Source organism: Devosia sp. MC532, from assembly GCF_016461625.1.
Classification (GTDB): Bacteria; Pseudomonadota; Alphaproteobacteria; order Rhizobiales; family Devosiaceae; genus Devosia.
This window is the reverse complement of sequence record NZ_JAEMNZ010000005.1, coordinates 186,109-203,347: the sequence shown is the minus strand read 5'-3', so window position 1 is coordinate 203,347 and position 17,239 is coordinate 186,109. Positions and strand designations below refer to the sequence as shown.

Genomic DNA, 17,239 nt, shown 5'->3' with positions numbered 1-17,239 from the left:
TTACGGGAGGGGACCCATGAAGATTACTGATCTGCGCTGCGCCGTTATCGGGCGTCACCCTATTGTTCGCATTGTGACCGATGAAGGGCTTTATGGCTTAGGCGAGGTGGAATTCACCAAGACCTATCTCAAGCCCTTCGTTTTGCATTTCAAAGAGGCGCTGATTGGGGAGGACCCGACAGACGTCGAGCGCTGCATGATGAAAATCCGCCAGCGTGGCTCGTTTAAGCCTTATGGGGCGGCTGTTAGCGCCATTGAGCACGCGCTTTGGGATATTGCGGGCAAGGCGGCGGGTGTGCCCGCCTATAAGCTGCTGGGCGGGAAGGTGCGCGATAGTGTGCGCGTCTACAACGGTTCCATCCGGCAGAAGCGCACCGGCGATCGGCCTGAGGATTATGCGGCGGATGTGAAATGGATGATGGAGCGCGACGAGAACTTCTTCATGGTGAAGCAGGGGATCAGCTTCCACTCCAACATGAAGGACAGCATAGACGACTTCCACTATGGGCCGCGCCAGACCAAGGCGGGCTATCATGGGGCGATGGATCAGGGGCAGATCTCTGAGCGTGGGTTCAATCACATGCTCGATTGCGTCTCGGCCATGAAGGAGGTGCTGGGGGATAAGGTATCCCTTGCGCTCGATTGTGGGCCGGGGTGGTTTCTCAACGATGCCATCCGCTTTGCGCGGGCGGTAGAGAAATATGACCTCATGTGGCTCGAGGATATGCTGACGGGGGACTATGTTCCCTGGGTCAATCCGCAAGCCTATCGCGAGCTGACCGTGTCTACCTCAACGCCGATCCATACCGGCGAGCAGATTTATCTCCGGCATAATTTCAAAGAGCTGATTGAAACGCAGGCCGTGCGCGTCGTCGGGCCGGACCCGGCGGATATTGGCGGGATAGCAGAGTTGAAGTGGGTGGCGGAACACGCCTATATGCACTCGATCATGATGGCGCCGCATGGCACGGCCAACGGCCTGCTGGGACTGGGGGCGCTGATCAATGTCTGCGCGACGCTGCCAGCCAATTTCATCGCCTTTGAATTTCCAAGCGCGTCTGACCCGTGGTGGACGGACATCGTCATTGGCCTGCCCAAAAAGATCGTCACCAATAGCCATGTCGCGCTTCTCGAAGCGCCCGGCCTTGGGCTGGACATTGATGCCGAAGGGGCCAAAAAATATCTCGCGGAGGAAGACGCCGGTTTCTTTGATTAGTCCAAGGAGGAGGGGATTATGAAATATCGCTATTTGGGACGGTCGGGCCTTTTGGTCTCGCGCCTCTGCCTTGGCACTATGACCTTTGGCAATAAACAGTGGGGCTGCGACCAGGATGGATCCACGGCCATTGTGCGTGCCTTTGTCGAGGGCGGTGGTAATTTCATTGATACGGCGGATGGATATTCTGGCGGGGATAGCGAGCGCATGCTCGGGGTCGCGCTCAAAGATTTTGTCCGCGACGATCTGGTGGTGGCAACGAAGTGCTGGTTTCCCACCAATAGCGCCGTGACCTCGCGCGGGCTGTCGCGAAAACATATCATTGAGGCTTGCGAGAAGAGCCTCAAGCGCATCGGGCTCGACTATATCGATCTCTACCAGTTCCACGGGCCAGACCCCTACACGCCGATTGAGGAAAGCATGCGGGCGGCGGAAGATCTGGTGCGCTCAGGCAAGGTGCGTTACCTTGGGTGCTCCAATTTCTACGGCTGGCAAATCTCCAAGGCGAATACGCTGGCGGAGGCTAAGGGCTATGAGAAGCTGATCTCGGCGCAGCATCTCTACAATCTCATTCGTCGCGATGTGGAACGCGAAATCCTGCCAGCTTGTGAGGACGCGGGTGTGGGGATGATCTGCTGGAGCCCGCTGGCGGCGGGGATGCTATCGGGAAAATATCAGGGCAAGGATAAGCCCGATGCTGATACGCGCATGGGTATTCAGGCGTCGATTGCTCTGCCGCGCTATTGGTTCGACGATGCTCTCAAGGCCATAGATGTGCTGGTCGCGGTGGCCAAGCAGCTCGGCAAAACCCCAAGCCAAGTGGCCTTAAGCTGGCTACTCGGTAATCATCAGGTTACCGCTGCAATCATTGGGGCGCGCAAGGTGGAGCAGGTGGCGGAGAACCTCCATGCGGGCGATTTCAACCTGCCGGATGAAATTCAGCGCCAGCTCACCGAGGCTATGCCGCTCAAGCTGGGCTATCCGTTTGAATGGACCGACAACAACCTGCGCGCCACCTTTGGCAAGGCCGAGTTTGAGCCAAACCATACGGTGCGTCTGCCCTAAGGGCGGTGGCAAAAGACAAGTGGGGCGACAGTGTCGCCCCGCTTTTTGCTGTTATGTGCGCTTTTTGAAGGCGTCGTTGAGGCGGTCGCCGAGAGACCCAAAGGCGCCACCAGAGTTATTTTGGGCGGGACGCTGATTGGATGGGCGTGAATTGTTCGGGCGGGTATTGCCGCTTGGACGCTCATTCGGGCGTTCATTGCCGCGCTCGCGCTGGATGGGGGTGTCGTCCTTGCGCATAGAGAGCGCAATGCGTTTACGGGCGACGTCGACTTCGACCACGCGAACTTTTACGACGTCGCCCGCCTTGACCACTTCATGCGGGTCTTTGACGAATTTGTCGGCAAGGGCCGAGACGTGCACGAGACCGTCCTGATGGACGCCAATGTCGACGAAAGCGCCGAAGGCGGCGACATTGGTGACGGTGCCTTCGAGCAACATGCCGGGGACGAGATGTTTGATCTCGTCAATGCCTTCGGCGAAGGTGGCGGTTTTGAAGGCAGGGCGCGGGTCGCGGCCGGGCTTTTCGAGTTCGGCGAGGATGTCCTTGACCGTCGGCAGACCAAAACGGTCGTCAACGAACTGGCGCGGATCGATGTTGGCGAGCGCGGTTTTGTCGTTTTGCAGCGTGCGTAGGTCGCGGCCGCAGGATTTGACGATTTTACGGGCGACGCCATAGGCTTCGGGGTGCACGGCGGAAGCGTCGAGCGGCTCGTCGCCATCGGTGATGCGGAGGAACCCGGCGGCCTGTTCAAAAGTGCGCTGGCCGAGGCGGGCGACCTTGAGCAGTGCCTTCCGATTGGCGAAGGGGCCGTTTTCGTTGCGGTGCAGCACAATGGCGTCGGCAACCGAGGAGGAGAGGCCCGAGATGCGCGCGAGGAGCGGGGCGGAGGCGGTGTTGAGATCAACACCAACGGCGTTCACTGCGTCTTCCACAACGGCGTCTAGCTGACGGCCCAAGCGGCCTTGATCGACGTCGTGCTGATATTGGCCGACGCCAATGGCCTTGGGTTCGATTTTGACCAGTTCGGCCAGCGGGTCTTGCAGGCGACGGGCGATGGAAACCGCGCCGCGCAGCGAAACGTCGAGATCGGGGAATTCATTGGCCGCAAGCTGGGAGGCGGAATAGACCGAAGCACCAGCTTCCGAGACGATGACCTTGGTGGGTTTTGGTGCTGGAAGGCGCTCGATGAGATCGGCGACGAGCTTTTCGGTCTCGCGCGAGCCAGTGCCGTTGCCGATAGCGATGAGTTCAACGCCATGCTTTTTAATGAGCAGGCCGAGGGCTGCTTGCGCGCCCATGACATCGTTGCGCGGCTGGAAGGGGTAGATGGTATCGGTATCCAAGACTTTACCGGTCTTGTCGATAACGGCCACTTTTACGCCGGTGCGAATGCCCGGATCGAGGCCGATGGTGGTGCGGGCGCCAGCGGGGGCGGCGAGTAGCAGATCTTTCAAATTGCGGGCGAAAACGGTGATGGCTTCGGCCTCGGCGCGTTCGCGCAGTTCGACCATGAGATCGACCGAAAGCGAGACGGAGAGGCGGGCGCGCCAAGCCCAGGCGGCGACTTCGCGCAGCCAGATATCGCCAGCGCCAGAGCCTTGTGCGGACAGCGCTGCGCCAACCATGCGTTCGACAGGTTTTACCGGATCGGTGAGGTCGGCATCGATGGTAATATCGAGACCCAGAAAGCCTTCGTCACGGCCGCGCATCATCGCCAGTGCACGGTGGCCAGCGGTTTTGTTCCAGCGTTCGGAATGCTCAAAATAATCCGAGAATTTTTGGCCTTCGGCTTCCTTGCCCTTGAGGACGGAGGACACGAGCATGGCCTTGTCGCGCATATAGGCGCGCAGTTGGCCCAGAAGGGCGGCATTTTCGGTGAGGCCTTCCACGACGATGTCGCGCGCGCCTTCGAGCGCTTCCTTGGTGCCCGGAACCTCTTCGGTGATGAAGGCTTCGGCGAGCTTGTAGGGGGCGGCAGCGTGGTTGGCCAAAATGGCTTCGGCGAGGGGCGCAAGGCCGCGCTCGCGGGCGATTTCGGCCTTTGTGCGGCGCTTGGGCTTATAGGGAAGATAGAGATCTTCCAACTCGGCCTTGGTGGTCGCGCCGACGAGCGAGGCGGTCAATTCGGGGGTGAGTTGGCCCTTTTCATCGATGGATTTGATGATCGAGGCGCGGCGGGTTTCGAGCTCGCGCAGATAGGTCAGGCGCTCGGCAAGGTTGCGCAGCTGGGTGTCGTCGAGGCCCCCGGTGACTTCCTTGCGGTAACGGGCAATGAACGGAACCGTCGCGCCACCATCAAGCAATTCCACGGCGGAGCGTACCTGCTCGGGGCGGGCAGCGATTTCGGTGGCGATCTGTTTGGCAATGCGGGTGTCGATTTCGGACATGTAGCTCAATCTCGGGTTATTTGGCCGTGACCATAGTGCGGAATGGGCGCAAGGCAATGGTATTTGGCGCAGCTTTGGGCGGCTGTGGAGATTGACTTAATGCGCAGTTGCGGCGGGCTTGGGGCGGGGGAGTTTTGGGCTGGGGAAGTTCGGTTGATGACGCCGTAAATCTAGCCTGGCTAGCTTGGATTTTCGCTAATTAGTAGGTGGCTCCCTGATCAACTCGGGGAGCCAAGTTTGAGCGGTTACAATGAGCACACTGCTCGACCAGTTTGTGTGATGGTCAAATTTTCATTGTCTGCATCGTACTCGACAAGACCTTGGCTTGTGAGGCTACTAAAGGAGTCGCGGTGACAGATTAGATTTCGCACCTTCTGCGAGAAGTACGTGTCCGCTCGTCCTTGTGCAATCTGCGCGTCGTGTCCGCGCGGGTGCATGAAGTATGACAGTGCAGTAATCAACTCGGTAGTTGTAAGTGTGCCTGTCACGGAAGCATTCAGTGCTATCAGCGCGGCGAGTCTGATCTCGCCTTCAGTGTAATTCATGAAATATCCTTGCATTGCTGTTGTTGAAGTTCACGGATGTGTGATCGATCCGTTATGATTTCAATGCAGGCATGGTAAGATTTTTAGAGTTCGTTAATGGTGATTGGTGGTCGACATTCGCGTTGTGGCTAGTACTTCATTGTAATATATCGTCAATTTGACGGTGCTGTTGATAGTTCGCCATCGTAACTTCGAAGGAAAAAGCCGGGGCATGACCCCGGCTTTTGTGTTTTTGGCGCTACTTCTTAAGCAGCCACTCGTGTTCGGTCTGATTGTGGAACTTCCAGATGCGCGTCGGGCCGGCCATGACGTTTAGGTAATAAAGATCATAGCCGTGGATGGTGGCGCAGGGGTGGTAGCCCTGGGGCACGAGGGCGGTGACGCCATCTTCAATGAGCATGGTTTCGTCGAGCGAACGATCATCGGTGTAAACGCGCTGGAAGGCGTAGCCCTGCGGCGGGTTGAGACGGTGATAGTAGGTCTCTTCCAAAAAGCTCTCGTGCGGGAGATTGTCCTCGTCGTGCTTATGCGGCGGATAGGACGAGGTGTGGCCACCGGGGGTGATGACTTCCACCACAAGGAGCGAGTCCGCGGTTGGGTCGGTCTCGGGCAGGATATTGGTGACGTGGCGCACATTGGTGCCCTTGCCACGAACCTCCTGGCTCATGTCGTCCGACGAGATAAAGCGCGGCTTTTTCTCGGTGAGCGCTGGTGCGGAGCAGACGGCCAGTTCGACTTGGGTTACGGCTTTTGCCGACCAATCGGAATGGCCGGGGACGTAGACGGCCTCGGGCTTGCCTTCGAAAGGCGAGGTGCGTTTGCCGACCGATGGGAAGTTTTCGGACCCGGCGGTGATGTCGGCTGTGCCGGAGACGAGAACGAGACAGACCTCGCGGTCGCCTGTTGGGGCGCTGACCGACTGGCCGGGGCTGAGCTTGTGGAGGGTGAAGCCGACATAGGTCCAGCCTGCACTTTCCGGCGTAACGTCGATGACTTTGCCGGAGGTGCCGTTTGGTTTGACGAGCAGTTTAGACATGTCGGCTTCTCGCTTTATTCGGTGACGGTGAAACCAGCGGCTTCAAGGTAGCCACGTAGGTTTTTGTAGCCGAGCTTGGCGTATTGCAGCGGGTTAGCTTTTTTCGGGTCCTGTTCGGCTTCGACGACAACCCAGCCTTCGTAGCCCGAGATTTCGGCAAAGACTGCCGGGTAGTCGACCAGGCCATCGCCGGGGACGGTGTAGACACCTGCGAGGACTGAATTGAGGAAGGACCAGTCTTCCGAGTTCGACTGTTTCATGACCTCGGCGCGGACGTCCTTGCAATGGACGTGGCCAATGCGAGCACGGTGATTGCGCGCGACGCGGGCCGGATTGCCGCCGCCCCAAGTGATGTGGCCGGTGTCGAGCAGGAGATGTACGGCCGGGCCGGTGACGGCCATCAGGCGGTCGATTTCGGCTTCGGTCTGGACGATGGAGCCCATGTGGTGGTGATAGACCAGCGTCAGGCCGTACTGTGCCTTGATCGCTTCGGCGAAGGCTGTGAGGCGCTCACCGAACTGCTTCCAATCCGCTTTGGCCAAGACCGGACGCGCCGACAGCGGGGTGTCGATCTGGCCGTGGATGGCGTTGGAGGTTTCGCAGACGATGAAGACCTTGCAGCCCATGTCGCGCAGGAGCGTGGCGTGGGCTTCGGCGGCCTTGAGTTCGGCGGCGACGTCGCGGGTGAGCAGTTCAACCGAATACCAGCCGGAGACGAGGTTGTGGCCGTGGGCCTCAAGGATCGGGCGGAGCTGGCTGGCGACGCGCGGGAACTTGTTGCCAAGCTCCATGCCGGTAAAGCCAGCTTCGCGCGCTTCGGTCAGACAGGTTTCGAGACTGGTTTCGCCACCAATCTCGATCATGTCATCATTGGACCAGCCGATGGGGTTTGCACCGATGCGGATCATTCTTCGTGTTCCCTAGAAAAGACTTAGCCGATGGTCTGGCGAGTAATATTGGTTTCGTATTCGGCGCGCTTGGTGCGGACTTCGGCGCGGTCTGACACTTCCGGCACAGCCACATCCCACCAGTGACCGCCCGCTTGCGTGGTGATCAGCGGATCGGTGTCGATGACGATGACCGAGGTCATGTCGCGGGATTTGGCAGCGGCGAGGGCGGTTTCGAGTTCGGCGATGGAGGCGACTTTTTCCGAATGCGCGCCCTGAGCGCGGGCATGGAGGGCGAAGTCGATATCGGGCATGATTTCGATATTGGCGTCTTCAAGCAGATTGTTGAAGTTGGCTCCGCCGGTGCCCATTTGCAGGCGATTGATGCAACCGTAGCCGCGATTGTCCAGCAGCACGACGATGAGCTTTTTGCGCATCATGACCGAGGTCGAGAGCTCGGAATTCATCATCATGTAGGAGCCATCGCCGACCATGACGACGACGTCTTCGTCGGGCCGCGCCAGCTTGACGCCGAGACCGCCAGCGATCTCGTAGCCCATGCAGGAGAAGCCGTATTCAAGGTGGTAATGGCCCGGCTTTTCGGCCTGCCAGAGCTTGTGCAATTCGCCGGGCAGACCGCCTGCCGCGCAGACGGCAATGGCATCGGGGATGGCGCGCTGAACAGCGCCGATCACCTGAGCGTCGGATGGGAGCTGTGCATTTGACGAAGCGGTCGCGGCGTTAGCGGCCTTGAGCCATTCGGCTTTGCCGGATGCAGCTTCGTTGGTCCATGTTGCCGGAGCTTTGGTCGTGCTCAGAGCGGCGCTGAGAGCCTTGAGACCCAGCTTTGCATCGGAGACGAGCGGCAAGGCGCGGTGCTTGGCAGCGTCGGGGGCGGCGACGTTGAGGCCGATGAATTTAACGTTCGGGTTTTTGAATAGGGCCCAGGAGCCGGTTGTGAAATCCTGAAGGCGGGTGCCGACGGCGAGGACCACGTCAGCGGCTTCTGCCAGCTGATTGGAGGCCGAGGAACCCGTAACACCAACCGAACCCATGTTAAGCGGGTGCGAATGGGGCAGGGAGGATTTTCCGGCCTGAGTTTCGAGAACGGGGATGCCGTGGGTTTCGGCAAAGCTGCGCAATGCCTCTGTGGCCCCGGAATAGAGCACGCCACCGCCGGAGATGATCACCGGTTGCTTGGCGTTCTGAAGTGCTGCGACAGCGGCAGCGAGTTCATTCTCGTCCGGACCCTGGCGGCGGAGCGACCAAATGGTTTCATCGAAGAATGAGCGTGGGTAGTCGTAAGCCTCGGCCTGCGTGTCTTGGCACAGTGCAAGGGTGACTGGGCCGCAATCGACGGGATCGGTGAGCACCTGCATGGCGCGGCGGAGAGCGGAGATGATCTGCTCAGGGCGGGTGATGCGGTCGAAATAGCGCGATACCGGGCGGAAGCAGTCATTGGCCGAGACAGTGCCGTCGGCAAAGTTTTCGACCTGCTGCAACACAGGGTCGGGGCGGCGATTGGCGAACACGTCGCCGGGCAGGAAAAGCACGGGCAGGCGGTTCACATGGGCCAGAGCGGCGGCGGTGACCATATTGGTCGCGCCGGGGCCGATGGAGGTGGTGCAGGCCATGAAGCGCTGGCGGAAATTGGCCTTGGCATAAGCAATGGCGGCGTGAGCCATGCCTTGCTCATTGTGAGCGCGATATGTCGGCAATTTGTCTTTGACCGAATACAGCGCCTCGCCCATGGCCGCGACATTGCCGTGGCCAAAGATTGCCCAGACGCCTTCAAAAATCGGAACGTTCTTGCCGTCGATAATGGTGCGTTGAGCCGCGAGGAATTGCGCCACGGCTTGAGCCATGGTGAGGCGAATAGTTTGGGTCATGCGTTCCCCCTCTGCTCCCAAGCCGACACGAGTTCGGCGAAACGCTGGGCCATATCCTCCACGGCCTCATCGTCTGTGATTGTGCCAGCCAACCATTTTTCGGCAGCGCTGGCAAAGAGTGTTCTGCCGACCGCGAAGCCTTTTACGGTGCGCGAGGCAGTGGTGGCTTTGAATGCTGCTTCGAGCTCGGCGCGGGGCGCTTCGAGGCCGAGGAGCACGACGCCGCGGCAGAGCGGATCGTTGCGTTCAATGGTGTCGTCTATGGCGACCCAAGCCTCGGGCGAGGCCTGTGGTTCGAGCTTCCACCAATCGGGCTTTATTCCGGCGTCGTAGACGTCCTGCAGCGCACGGGCGATGGTGTTGGCGTCAAGCTTGCCGTGTTTGCCCGCAATGATTTCGACCAGAAGTTCACGACCGATCTTGCGAGCGGCTTCGTGCAGGGTTTTGAGCTTGTCGATCTGGGTAGCGCGCAGATCGGCAGGATCGTCTGGATGATAGAAGCAGAGGCATTTAATGCAGTGATCAATCGGCCATTCGACGAGGCGCGAGCCCACGTCCTGGCTGAACTCAAAGCGCAGTGGGCGCGAGCCGGGCTCTTCCAAAGGCTTCGAAATCCAGAAGTCTGGTACTTTCGAGGCGGCAAACAGCGCGTCGCGGCCGTATTTGTCGTCGAGCAGCATGCCAAAGCCATCGCGGCCATCGGCAACGCGGGCGGCAGCCTGCACAGCGAGCACCTTGAATTCGGAGATCTTTTCGCGCGGCGCGCCAAGTCGGTCAGCGACGTCTTCGAGCTGGATGCGATGGTCAATCGCGAAAGCCTTGAGGGTCGGATAATCGCGGCGGCGGGCCGTGGTCGCCCAGTGGATGTGATTGATGCGCGCGTCTTTGCGCAGGGCGCGTTCAGAGCTTCCCTTGGCGAGGAAATCCTGCAGCTCAACAAAGCTCGGGATTTCGGCAGAGCAGAGGAGGCGGGAGACAGCGAAGGCACCGCAGGCATTGGCCCAAGTGGCGCAAGTGTCGAGCGGCTCGTTGCGCAGCCAGCCGCGGAGGAACCCGCTCATGAAGGCATCGCCAGCGCCGAGTGTATTGTAGACCTCGATTGGAAAACCCTGGCCGATAATGCCGTCTTCCAAATCCTTCGGGATGTCGCCTTCGTAAACGATGCAGCCCATGGGGCCGCGCTTGAGAACGATGGTGGCGCTGGAGTGGGCGCGAATGGTACGGAGGGCTTCGTGCAGATCATCAGCGCCGGAGCCAATGAGCACTTCTTCTTCGGTGCCGACGATGAGATCGCAATGGGGGAGCACGTCGCGCAGCTTTTGCGAGACAGTGTCGGAGGCGATGTAGCGCTCTTCACCGGCATTGTGGCCAGCGAGGCCCCAAAGGTTCGGGCGGTAATCAATGTCGAACACGACCTTCATGCCGTTTTCGCGAGCGATTTTGATCGCCTTGAACTGGGCCGCAGCCGTATTGGCGCGGGAGAAGTGGGTGCCGGTGACGAGGATGGCACCCGCGCTCAGAATGAATGTCTCGTCCACATCGTCTTCGCTCAGTGCCATGTCGGCGCAGTTTTCGCGATAAAACAGGAGTGGGAATTTCTTGTCGTCTTCAATGCCGAGAATAGCGAGGGCGGTGAGGCGGGTCGGGTCGATGGTGATCCCGTCGGTCGATGCGCCTTCGCGGGCCATTTGTTCGGTGATGTAGCGACCGAATTGTTCGTTACCGACGCGGCCAAGCCATGCCGATTTCAGGCCCAGACGGGCCGAACCAATGGCTATGTTGGCCGGGCAACCGCCAACCGACTTGGCGAAGCTGACAGTGTCTTCGAGTCGTGTGCCAATCTGTTGGCCATAGAGGTCGACCGAGGCGCGGCCTAGAGTAATAATGTCGAGCGTGGGGTGTACCTCACTCATCGATTGCCTCCTCAGAATCTCGATGCGCGCGCTGTCCAGAGCTCGCGGATGTGTTGTTTTGAGTGAAACATCAATTCCACCACTTCGTCAATCTGGAATGTACGTTCTATTTTAATGTTGAAATTCTTTTCGGAATGACGCAAATCACTATGACTTGGCGTGAGGTCCGTGCAACGCTACATGCGCGGCGAGATTGTTAGGAGGCAAACTCATGTTGCGTTTCGGTATTCTTGGGGCAGGGCGTATTGGCAATGTGCACGCTCGTTCTATTGCGAGCTCAGGCCGTGCGAAGGTCAGCTATATTGCTGACGCTATGCCTGACGCTGCGAGCAAGCTGGCCGAGGTTGTCGGCGCGAAAACCGCTCCGCTGGAGGAGGTTATTGCCGCGTCCGACGTCGATGCCATTCTGATCGCGACGCCGACCGATACCCATGCCGATTTGATCGAGATGGCGGCGCGTGCAGGTAAGGCGATCCTTTGCGAAAAGCCTGTGTCGCTTTCAGTGTCGCGCATTGAAGAATGCTTGAAGGTTGTCGATGCGGCCGGTGTGCCGCTGATGATCGGCTTCCACCGTCGTTACGATCCGAATTTTTCGGTGCTTGAAAAGCGTTTGCGCGCTGGTGAAATTGGTGACCCGGAAATCATCACCATCACCTGCCGCGATCCTTCGGCGCCGCCAGTCTCTTATATCGAACGCTCGGGCGGCCTTTACCGCGATATGATGATCCATGACTTCGACATGGCGCGCTTCCTGCTCGGCGGCGAAGAAGTGGCGACGGTTCATGCCCTGGGTGGCGTGATGACTGATCCGGCCATTGGCAAGGCGGGCGACATCGACACCGCGGCGGTGCATATGCAGACGGCTTCAGGGAAAATGGTTGTCATCACCAATTCGCGTCGCGCCACCTATGGGCATGATCAGCGTATTGAAGTGCACGGTTCGAAGGGCCTGCTGCGTGCTGCCAATATTCACAACACCACTGTGGAATTGGCCAATGAAAACGGTTGGACTGAAGACGCCATCCCGTTCTCCTTCGTTGAACGTTACCAGGCAGCTTACACAGCCGAGATCCATAAGTTCCTGGATTATCTGGAAAAGGGTGAGGCTCCGCGTGCGTCTGGCCATGATGGTCTGATGGCGCAGAAGCTGGCGGAAGCTGCAACCGAGAGCCTGAAGACCGGATCGGTCATCAAGCTCTGACGTCTGCCTTTGGGCAATAATTTAGCCGGCTGTCGCTTTGCGGCGGTCGGCAATTCCAACTGCGATTGCCATTGCGAGGGTGATCGTAGCGTTGAGGGTGCGGAACCCTTCAAAGTCTGCCTCGGCCAATTCAAACCAGAGGTCCGACTGCGCTGTCAGTGGCGAGAAGACTGAATCCGTAATGGCCACCACTTTTGCCCCGCGCTCCCGCACCTGTTGGGTCAGGGCGACGGTTTCGCTCGCATAGGGCGTGAAGGAGATGGTGATAGCGGCGTCCTGCGGGGTGATGAAGCTGGCTTGCTCTGGGGCGAGCCCGCCGACCGCATCGATCAGCATGGACTTAATTCCGAGCTTGCCCAAGACATAAGCCAGATAAGACGTGGCCGGGAACGAGCGGCGCAGGCCAACGAGATAAATGGTCTCGGCGGGGGTGAGGATGTCGAGGGCCTTGTCGAGCTGGTCGGGCTGAGTGCGGCTCTGCAGCGCCGCGAGCGAGGTGCTGGCGGCTTCGGTAACTCCTTCCAGAATCAAGGTGGAGCGGGATTTGCCGTCCGCATTCTCGCCGAACTTGGCGAGGCGTTGGTCATAGCCAATCACCTGATCGCGCAGACGCGAGCGGAACACATCCTGCAGATCAGAAAAACCTTGGTAGCCGAGAGACTGGGAAAAGCGAACCAGGGTCGATGGTTGGACATTGGCCTTGGCGGCGATCGAGGCTGCCGTTCCAAAAGCAATTTCATCAGGATTATCTAGTGCGTAGCGAGCAACTTCGGTGAGGCGCTTGGGGAGGTCTTCCCAGCGCGCAACAACCATGTCGCGCAGGGCAGAATAATCGCGGGGCGGAGCCAGCTTGTTGTCGGGTTCTGGAGTGTGTTTTGAGTTGGTCATTCTAAAATACTCCAGAGCGATCCCTGCGAGGGAGAAGATTATTCAATGGTGTCAGTGGTCTTCGCTGTTTGGCCCAAAAGGCGAGCAATTTGTTTGAAGAATACTGTTGACGCTTTCTAACATAGATGGAATGAATGTTCTACTAACTCGCAAATATGAACAGGCGTTCTATTTGCTGCTGTGACTGGGAGGAACAGACATGGCTCATACGCAGGTGCCTCTGTTGGAGGCGCGGGGAGTAGCAAAGCATTTCGGGGCGATCACCGCTCTGCATGATGTGAACTTCCATGTTGGCAAAGGTGAAGTGCTGGGCGTTGTTGGTGACAATGGCGCGGGCAAGTCGACCTTGATGAAAATTCTGTCGGGCCTGTTTCAGCCTTCTGAAGGCGAATTGGTGCTCGACGGCAAGCCGGTGCGGTTTTCTAGCCCCAAGGACGCTCGTGCTCAAGGCATTGAGATGGTCTATCAGGACTTCGCGCTCGCCGGAAACATGCCCATTTACGAAAACATCTATATGGGGCGCGAGCCGGGTGTGAAGTTCGGGCCGCTGACTGTCATTGACCACAGCAAGTCCCGAGAGATGGCTAAGAAGCATCTCGATAACCTCCACATTCATGTGAAGTCGGTCGACCAGAACACCGAAGATCTCTCCGGTGGGCAGCGTCAGGCTGTGGCAATTGCCCGTGCGACGGCGTTTGATGCGCGTCTGGTTATCATGGATGAGCCGACTGCCGCCTTGGCGATCAAGGAAGTGGGCAAGGTGCTCGACTTGATCAAGCGGCTGAAGGACCACGGCGTGGCGGTGATCATCATCTCGCACCGTATGGACGATATCTTCTACTGCTGCGACCGCGTCATGGCGCTCTATCAGGGCACGAATTTCGCTGAAGCGCCGCTGGATCAAACGCATCGTAACGAAGTGATCGGTTGGATCATGGGCACCAAGGGGCACAATGAAGCCCTTGCTCATGACCGTCTGTAGGAGCCTGAGATGTATAACCCCAAGCTCTCCAAATTCCTTGAGTCCTACGGCATTATCATCGTCGTTCTGGTGATGGCCTTTGTGATTGCGCTGTCGCGTCCTGACGTGTTCCTGACACCGCAGAACCTGACCAATATTCTCAAGCAGAACGCGACCTTGGCGCTGTTGGCGCTCGGCATGTTCGTCGTCATCGTTACCGCCGGTATCGACTTGTCGGTCGGTTCAACCATGGCCTTGGGAATGGTGTGTCTGGCGGTCGCCAGCAAGATGGGGCTGCCGTGGCCGGTCGTTATTCTGATTGGGCCGCTCGTTGGGATCGCAGTGGGTCTCGTCAACGGCATTGGCCTGACGTGGCTGAAGCTACCGCACCCGTTCATCATGACGCTCGGCACGCTCAATATCGCTCGCGGTCTGACCTATCTCGCCACCAATGGCGCGCCGGTTTCGGGTCTGCAGCCTGAAGTACGGTACATCGGGCAGGCCTATTATGACCTTGGCATCTTTGCGCCACCGGCAGGTATTCCGGCCTCGCTCCTTCTGGTTGCGGTCTGTGCTGTGGGCCTGTGGTTCTTCCTCGAGAAGACCAATGTGGGTCGTCATATCTATGCCATCGGCGGCAATCCGCAGGCGGCTCGTGTGTCCGGGGTCAACGTCGACCGCGTCCTGGTCTTGGTCTACGTTATCTCGGGGTTCTTTGCGGGTCTTGGCGGGTTGCTGCTCGCTGGTCGCACAGACTCTGGTTTCCCCAATGCCGGGATCGGCCTTGAACTTGACGCCATTGCGGCGGTTATCATTGGCGGTGCGTCCTTCTTTGGTGGGCGTGGCACGGTGATCGGCGTTCTGGCTGGTGTGTTGATCATGGGGCTTTTGAGGAACGGCCTAAACATCAACAATGTCAGCCCGTTCTGGCAGATGGTTCTTATTGGTGCCGTCATTATCTTCGCGGTCTGGATCGACGTGGTCCGTCGTCGGGCATCGGTTCGCCGCTAGGATTTTACCAACAGGTCGGTCCGGTGCACTCCAGCCGGACCGAACCGTAGTTTCAAGTGGAGTGGTTCTTAGGGAGGACCGTGATGAAAGCTGTACTACTCGCTAGCGTTGCTTTCGCAACCATGGCAATCGGCGCACAGGCAGAAACCTATGTGCTCGGTATGAAGGGCCCCGGCGCGGGCAACCCGTTCTGGGCCGCTGTTGAAGCCGGTGCCAAGGCGGCCGGTGCTGAGCATGGCGTTGAAGTGATTGTTGTGGCTCCGCCACAGGAATCCGACGTTCAGGCTCAGATCAACCAGATCGAAGACTTGATCGCTCAGAAGGTTGACGGCATTGCGCTGGCTCCAACCGATCCAAATGCTCTGGCCCCAGTTGTGGAGGCAGCTAAGGCTCAGGGCATTCCAGTGGTGTTCGTCGACACCCGTGGCACCAATGACGGCGTTTCCTTCATCGGCACCAACAACGAAGTGGGCGCAGCACTTGCCGCCAAGTATCTTTGTGACAACCTGCCGAGCGGCGCTGAAGTCGCCATTCTGCAGGGCCTGATCAGCCAGTCGACCGGTCAGGAACGTTACAATGGTGCGAAGGGTGGTCTTGAAGGTTGCGGCCTCAAGATCGTGGCCGAACAGCCAGCAAACTGGGATCGTGCGACCGGTATTTCTGTGACCGAAACCATTCTGGCTGGTAATCCAAACCTCGCTGGCATCTTCGGGTCGAACGACAATATGGCGCTCGGTGCTGTTGAAGCTGTCAAGCAGGCAGCGCTTCTCGACAAGATCACCATCGTTGGTTTTGACGCCAACCCAGATGCGGCCAATGCCATCATTGCAGGTGACATGGAAGCCTCGATTGCTCAGGCACCAACCAATATGGGCAAGTTCGGCATTGAAAGCCTGATCAAGCTCAAGAAGGGCGAAACTGTCGACGCTTGGGTCGATACCGGCACCGTGCTGGTCGATGCGTCCAATGCTGCTGAATACAAGTAAACGGTCTTAACAAACGAAACGACGGCGCTCTTTATGGGCGCCGTCTGCATGTCTGGGAGTGAGAACATGGCGGGCTTAGGTGTTGGCCTTATCGGCACTGGCTATATGGGGAAGTGCCACGCGCTGGCCTGGAATAGCGTGGCGTCCATATTCGGGGATGTTGAGCGGCCTCGGCTGATCCATCTGGCCGAATGGAACCGCGAACTGGCCGACGATCAGGCGCATAAGCTTGGGTTTAAACGCGCGACCGGCAATTGGCGGGATCTGCTGCTGGACCCCGAAGTTCAGGTCATCTCCATCACGACGCCCAATGCTCTGCACGCCGAAATGGCGATTGCGGCCCTAGAGGCTGGCAAGCATGTTTGGTGCGAAAAGCCGATGTCGCCAAGTTTTGCTGATGCCGAGCGTATGCTCGCAGCCGCCAAGGCGAGCGGCCGTAAGGCGGTCTTGGGCTATAATTACATCCAAAATCCAATGGTCCGGCACATGGCCAAGCTGGTCAAATCCGGCGCGATTGGTCAGGTGCATTCATTCCGTGTGGAGATGGATGAAGACTTCATGGCTGATGCGAACGCGCCTTTCTCGTGGCGCAGCGAGGCCAAGTCCGGCTATGGCGTGGTCGATGATTTCGGCGTGCATCCACTGTCCATTCTCTCGACCATGCTCGAGCCTGTTGAGGCGGTTTTTGCCGATCTCGGTAAGCCTTATGCTAGTCGGGTGACCGCGGACGGCACGGCCCGCGATGTCGAGAACTTTGACGTCGCCCATGTCCTCCTCCGCCTGACGGACGGTGTGTCCGGCGCCATTCAACTGTCCCGCGCCGCTTGGGGACGTAAGGGGCGCATTGCCATTCAGCTTTTTGGCTCTGACGGCACGATTGCCTATGACCAGGAGCGGATGAATGAGTTGCAGCTGTTCACGCGCAGCGGCAAACCAGCCGATCAGGGGTTCAGGACCATTTTGGCTGGCCCGGATCATCCGCCCTATAATCTATTTGTTCCGGCAGCAGGCCATGGCCTGGGTTTCAACGACCTCAAGGCGATCGAGGCGCACGAGCTTATCCGCACGATCAAGAGCGGGCAGGGCCATGTGATTGATTTTGCCAAGGGGCTGGAGATTGAGCGCGCTATTCATGCCATGGCCAAAAGCCATTCTGATGGTCGCTGGGTGCGGCTGAGAGACTAGCCGCTAGAGGTTGCAAGGCCCTCGGGGGAAGGGCCTTGCGTTTATACGCCTCTTGCGGGGCGTAATTG

The 17,239-nt window shown here is 58.7% G+C and carries 13 protein-coding genes; 7 read left to right on the top strand and 6 right to left on the bottom strand.

Translation table 11 applies throughout. The features are described 5' to 3' along the window. Positions 1-16 precede the first annotated feature (16 nt). Positions 17-1,216, top strand: a complete 1,200-nt coding sequence (locus JHC09_RS08635) for a mandelate racemase/muconate lactonizing enzyme family protein (protein WP_199531610.1) — start codon at positions 17-19, stop codon at positions 1,214-1,216. Positions 1,217-1,234: 18 nt separating this feature from the next. Continuing rightward, entirely contained in the window at positions 1,235-2,281 is a 1,047-nt protein-coding gene (locus JHC09_RS08630) for an aldo/keto reductase (protein ID WP_199531609.1), read from the top strand. Between the two features lie 51 nt (positions 2,282-2,332). Here the strand turns inward: JHC09_RS08630 and JHC09_RS08625 are convergent, their stop codons facing one another. From JHC09_RS08625 to iolC, 5 genes are all read right to left on the bottom strand, one after another. Further along, positions 2,333-4,669: a Tex family protein gene (locus JHC09_RS08625; RefSeq protein WP_199531608.1), complete on the bottom strand. Its 2,337-nt coding sequence runs from the start codon at positions 4,667-4,669 to the stop codon at positions 2,333-2,335. 783 nt (positions 4,670-5,452) lie between these two features. After that, on the bottom strand, positions 5,453-6,250 hold the full coding sequence (gene iolB / locus JHC09_RS08620) for a 5-deoxy-glucuronate isomerase (protein WP_199531607.1): 798 nt from the start codon (positions 6,248-6,250) through the stop codon (positions 5,453-5,455). A 14-nt stretch (positions 6,251-6,264) separates the two neighbouring features. Continuing rightward, complete coding sequence (iolE, locus tag JHC09_RS08615) at positions 6,265-7,158, bottom strand: myo-inosose-2 dehydratase (protein WP_199531606.1); 894 nt, start codon at positions 7,156-7,158, stop codon at positions 6,265-6,267. Positions 7,159-7,181: 23 nt separating this feature from the next. Then, positions 7,182-9,026, bottom strand: a complete 1,845-nt coding sequence (gene iolD / locus JHC09_RS08610; protein ID WP_199531605.1) for a 3D-(3,5/4)-trihydroxycyclohexane-1,2-dione acylhydrolase (decyclizing) — start codon at positions 9,024-9,026, stop codon at positions 7,182-7,184. Beyond that, entirely contained in the window at positions 9,023-10,939 is a 1,917-nt protein-coding gene (iolC, locus tag JHC09_RS08605; protein ID WP_199531604.1) for a 5-dehydro-2-deoxygluconokinase, read from the bottom strand. Before iolC ends, iolD begins: the two co-directional genes overlap by 4 nt. A gap of 211 nt (positions 10,940-11,150) precedes the next feature. On the opposite strand from iolC, the gene iolG reads away from it, so the two are divergent. After that, the gene (iolG, locus tag JHC09_RS08600) at positions 11,151-12,140 is read left to right on the top strand and encodes an inositol 2-dehydrogenase (RefSeq protein ID WP_182393870.1); all 990 of its coding nucleotides are present in this window, start codon (positions 11,151-11,153) and stop codon (positions 12,138-12,140) included. A gap of 21 nt (positions 12,141-12,161) precedes the next feature. Here iolG and JHC09_RS08595 read toward each other — a convergent pair whose 3' ends face one another. Beyond that, the gene (locus JHC09_RS08595; RefSeq protein ID WP_199531603.1) at positions 12,162-13,028 is read right to left on the bottom strand and encodes a MurR/RpiR family transcriptional regulator; all 867 of its coding nucleotides are present in this window, start codon (positions 13,026-13,028) and stop codon (positions 12,162-12,164) included. Between the two features lie 199 nt (positions 13,029-13,227). Between JHC09_RS08595 and JHC09_RS08590 the strand changes: the two genes are divergently transcribed. The 4 genes from JHC09_RS08590 (at position 13,228) to JHC09_RS08575 (ending at position 17,171) form a co-directional block, all read left to right on the top strand. Then, a complete protein-coding gene (locus tag JHC09_RS08590) occupies positions 13,228-14,010 on the top strand; it encodes an ATP-binding cassette domain-containing protein (protein WP_169196397.1) in 783 nt (260 codons plus the stop codon). Positions 14,011-14,019: 9 nt separating this feature from the next. Then, positions 14,020-15,000 (top strand): ABC transporter permease, encoded by a 981-nt coding sequence (locus JHC09_RS08585; protein ID WP_169196398.1) that lies wholly within the window; start codon positions 14,020-14,022, stop codon positions 14,998-15,000. A gap of 83 nt (positions 15,001-15,083) precedes the next feature. Next, the gene (locus JHC09_RS08580; RefSeq protein WP_199531602.1) at positions 15,084-15,986 is read left to right on the top strand and encodes a sugar ABC transporter substrate-binding protein; all 903 of its coding nucleotides are present in this window, start codon (positions 15,084-15,086) and stop codon (positions 15,984-15,986) included. A gap of 66 nt (positions 15,987-16,052) precedes the next feature. Further along, complete coding sequence (locus JHC09_RS08575) at positions 16,053-17,171, top strand: Gfo/Idh/MocA family oxidoreductase (protein ID WP_199531601.1); 1,119 nt, start codon at positions 16,053-16,055, stop codon at positions 17,169-17,171. Positions 17,172-17,239: the final 68 nt, after the last annotated feature.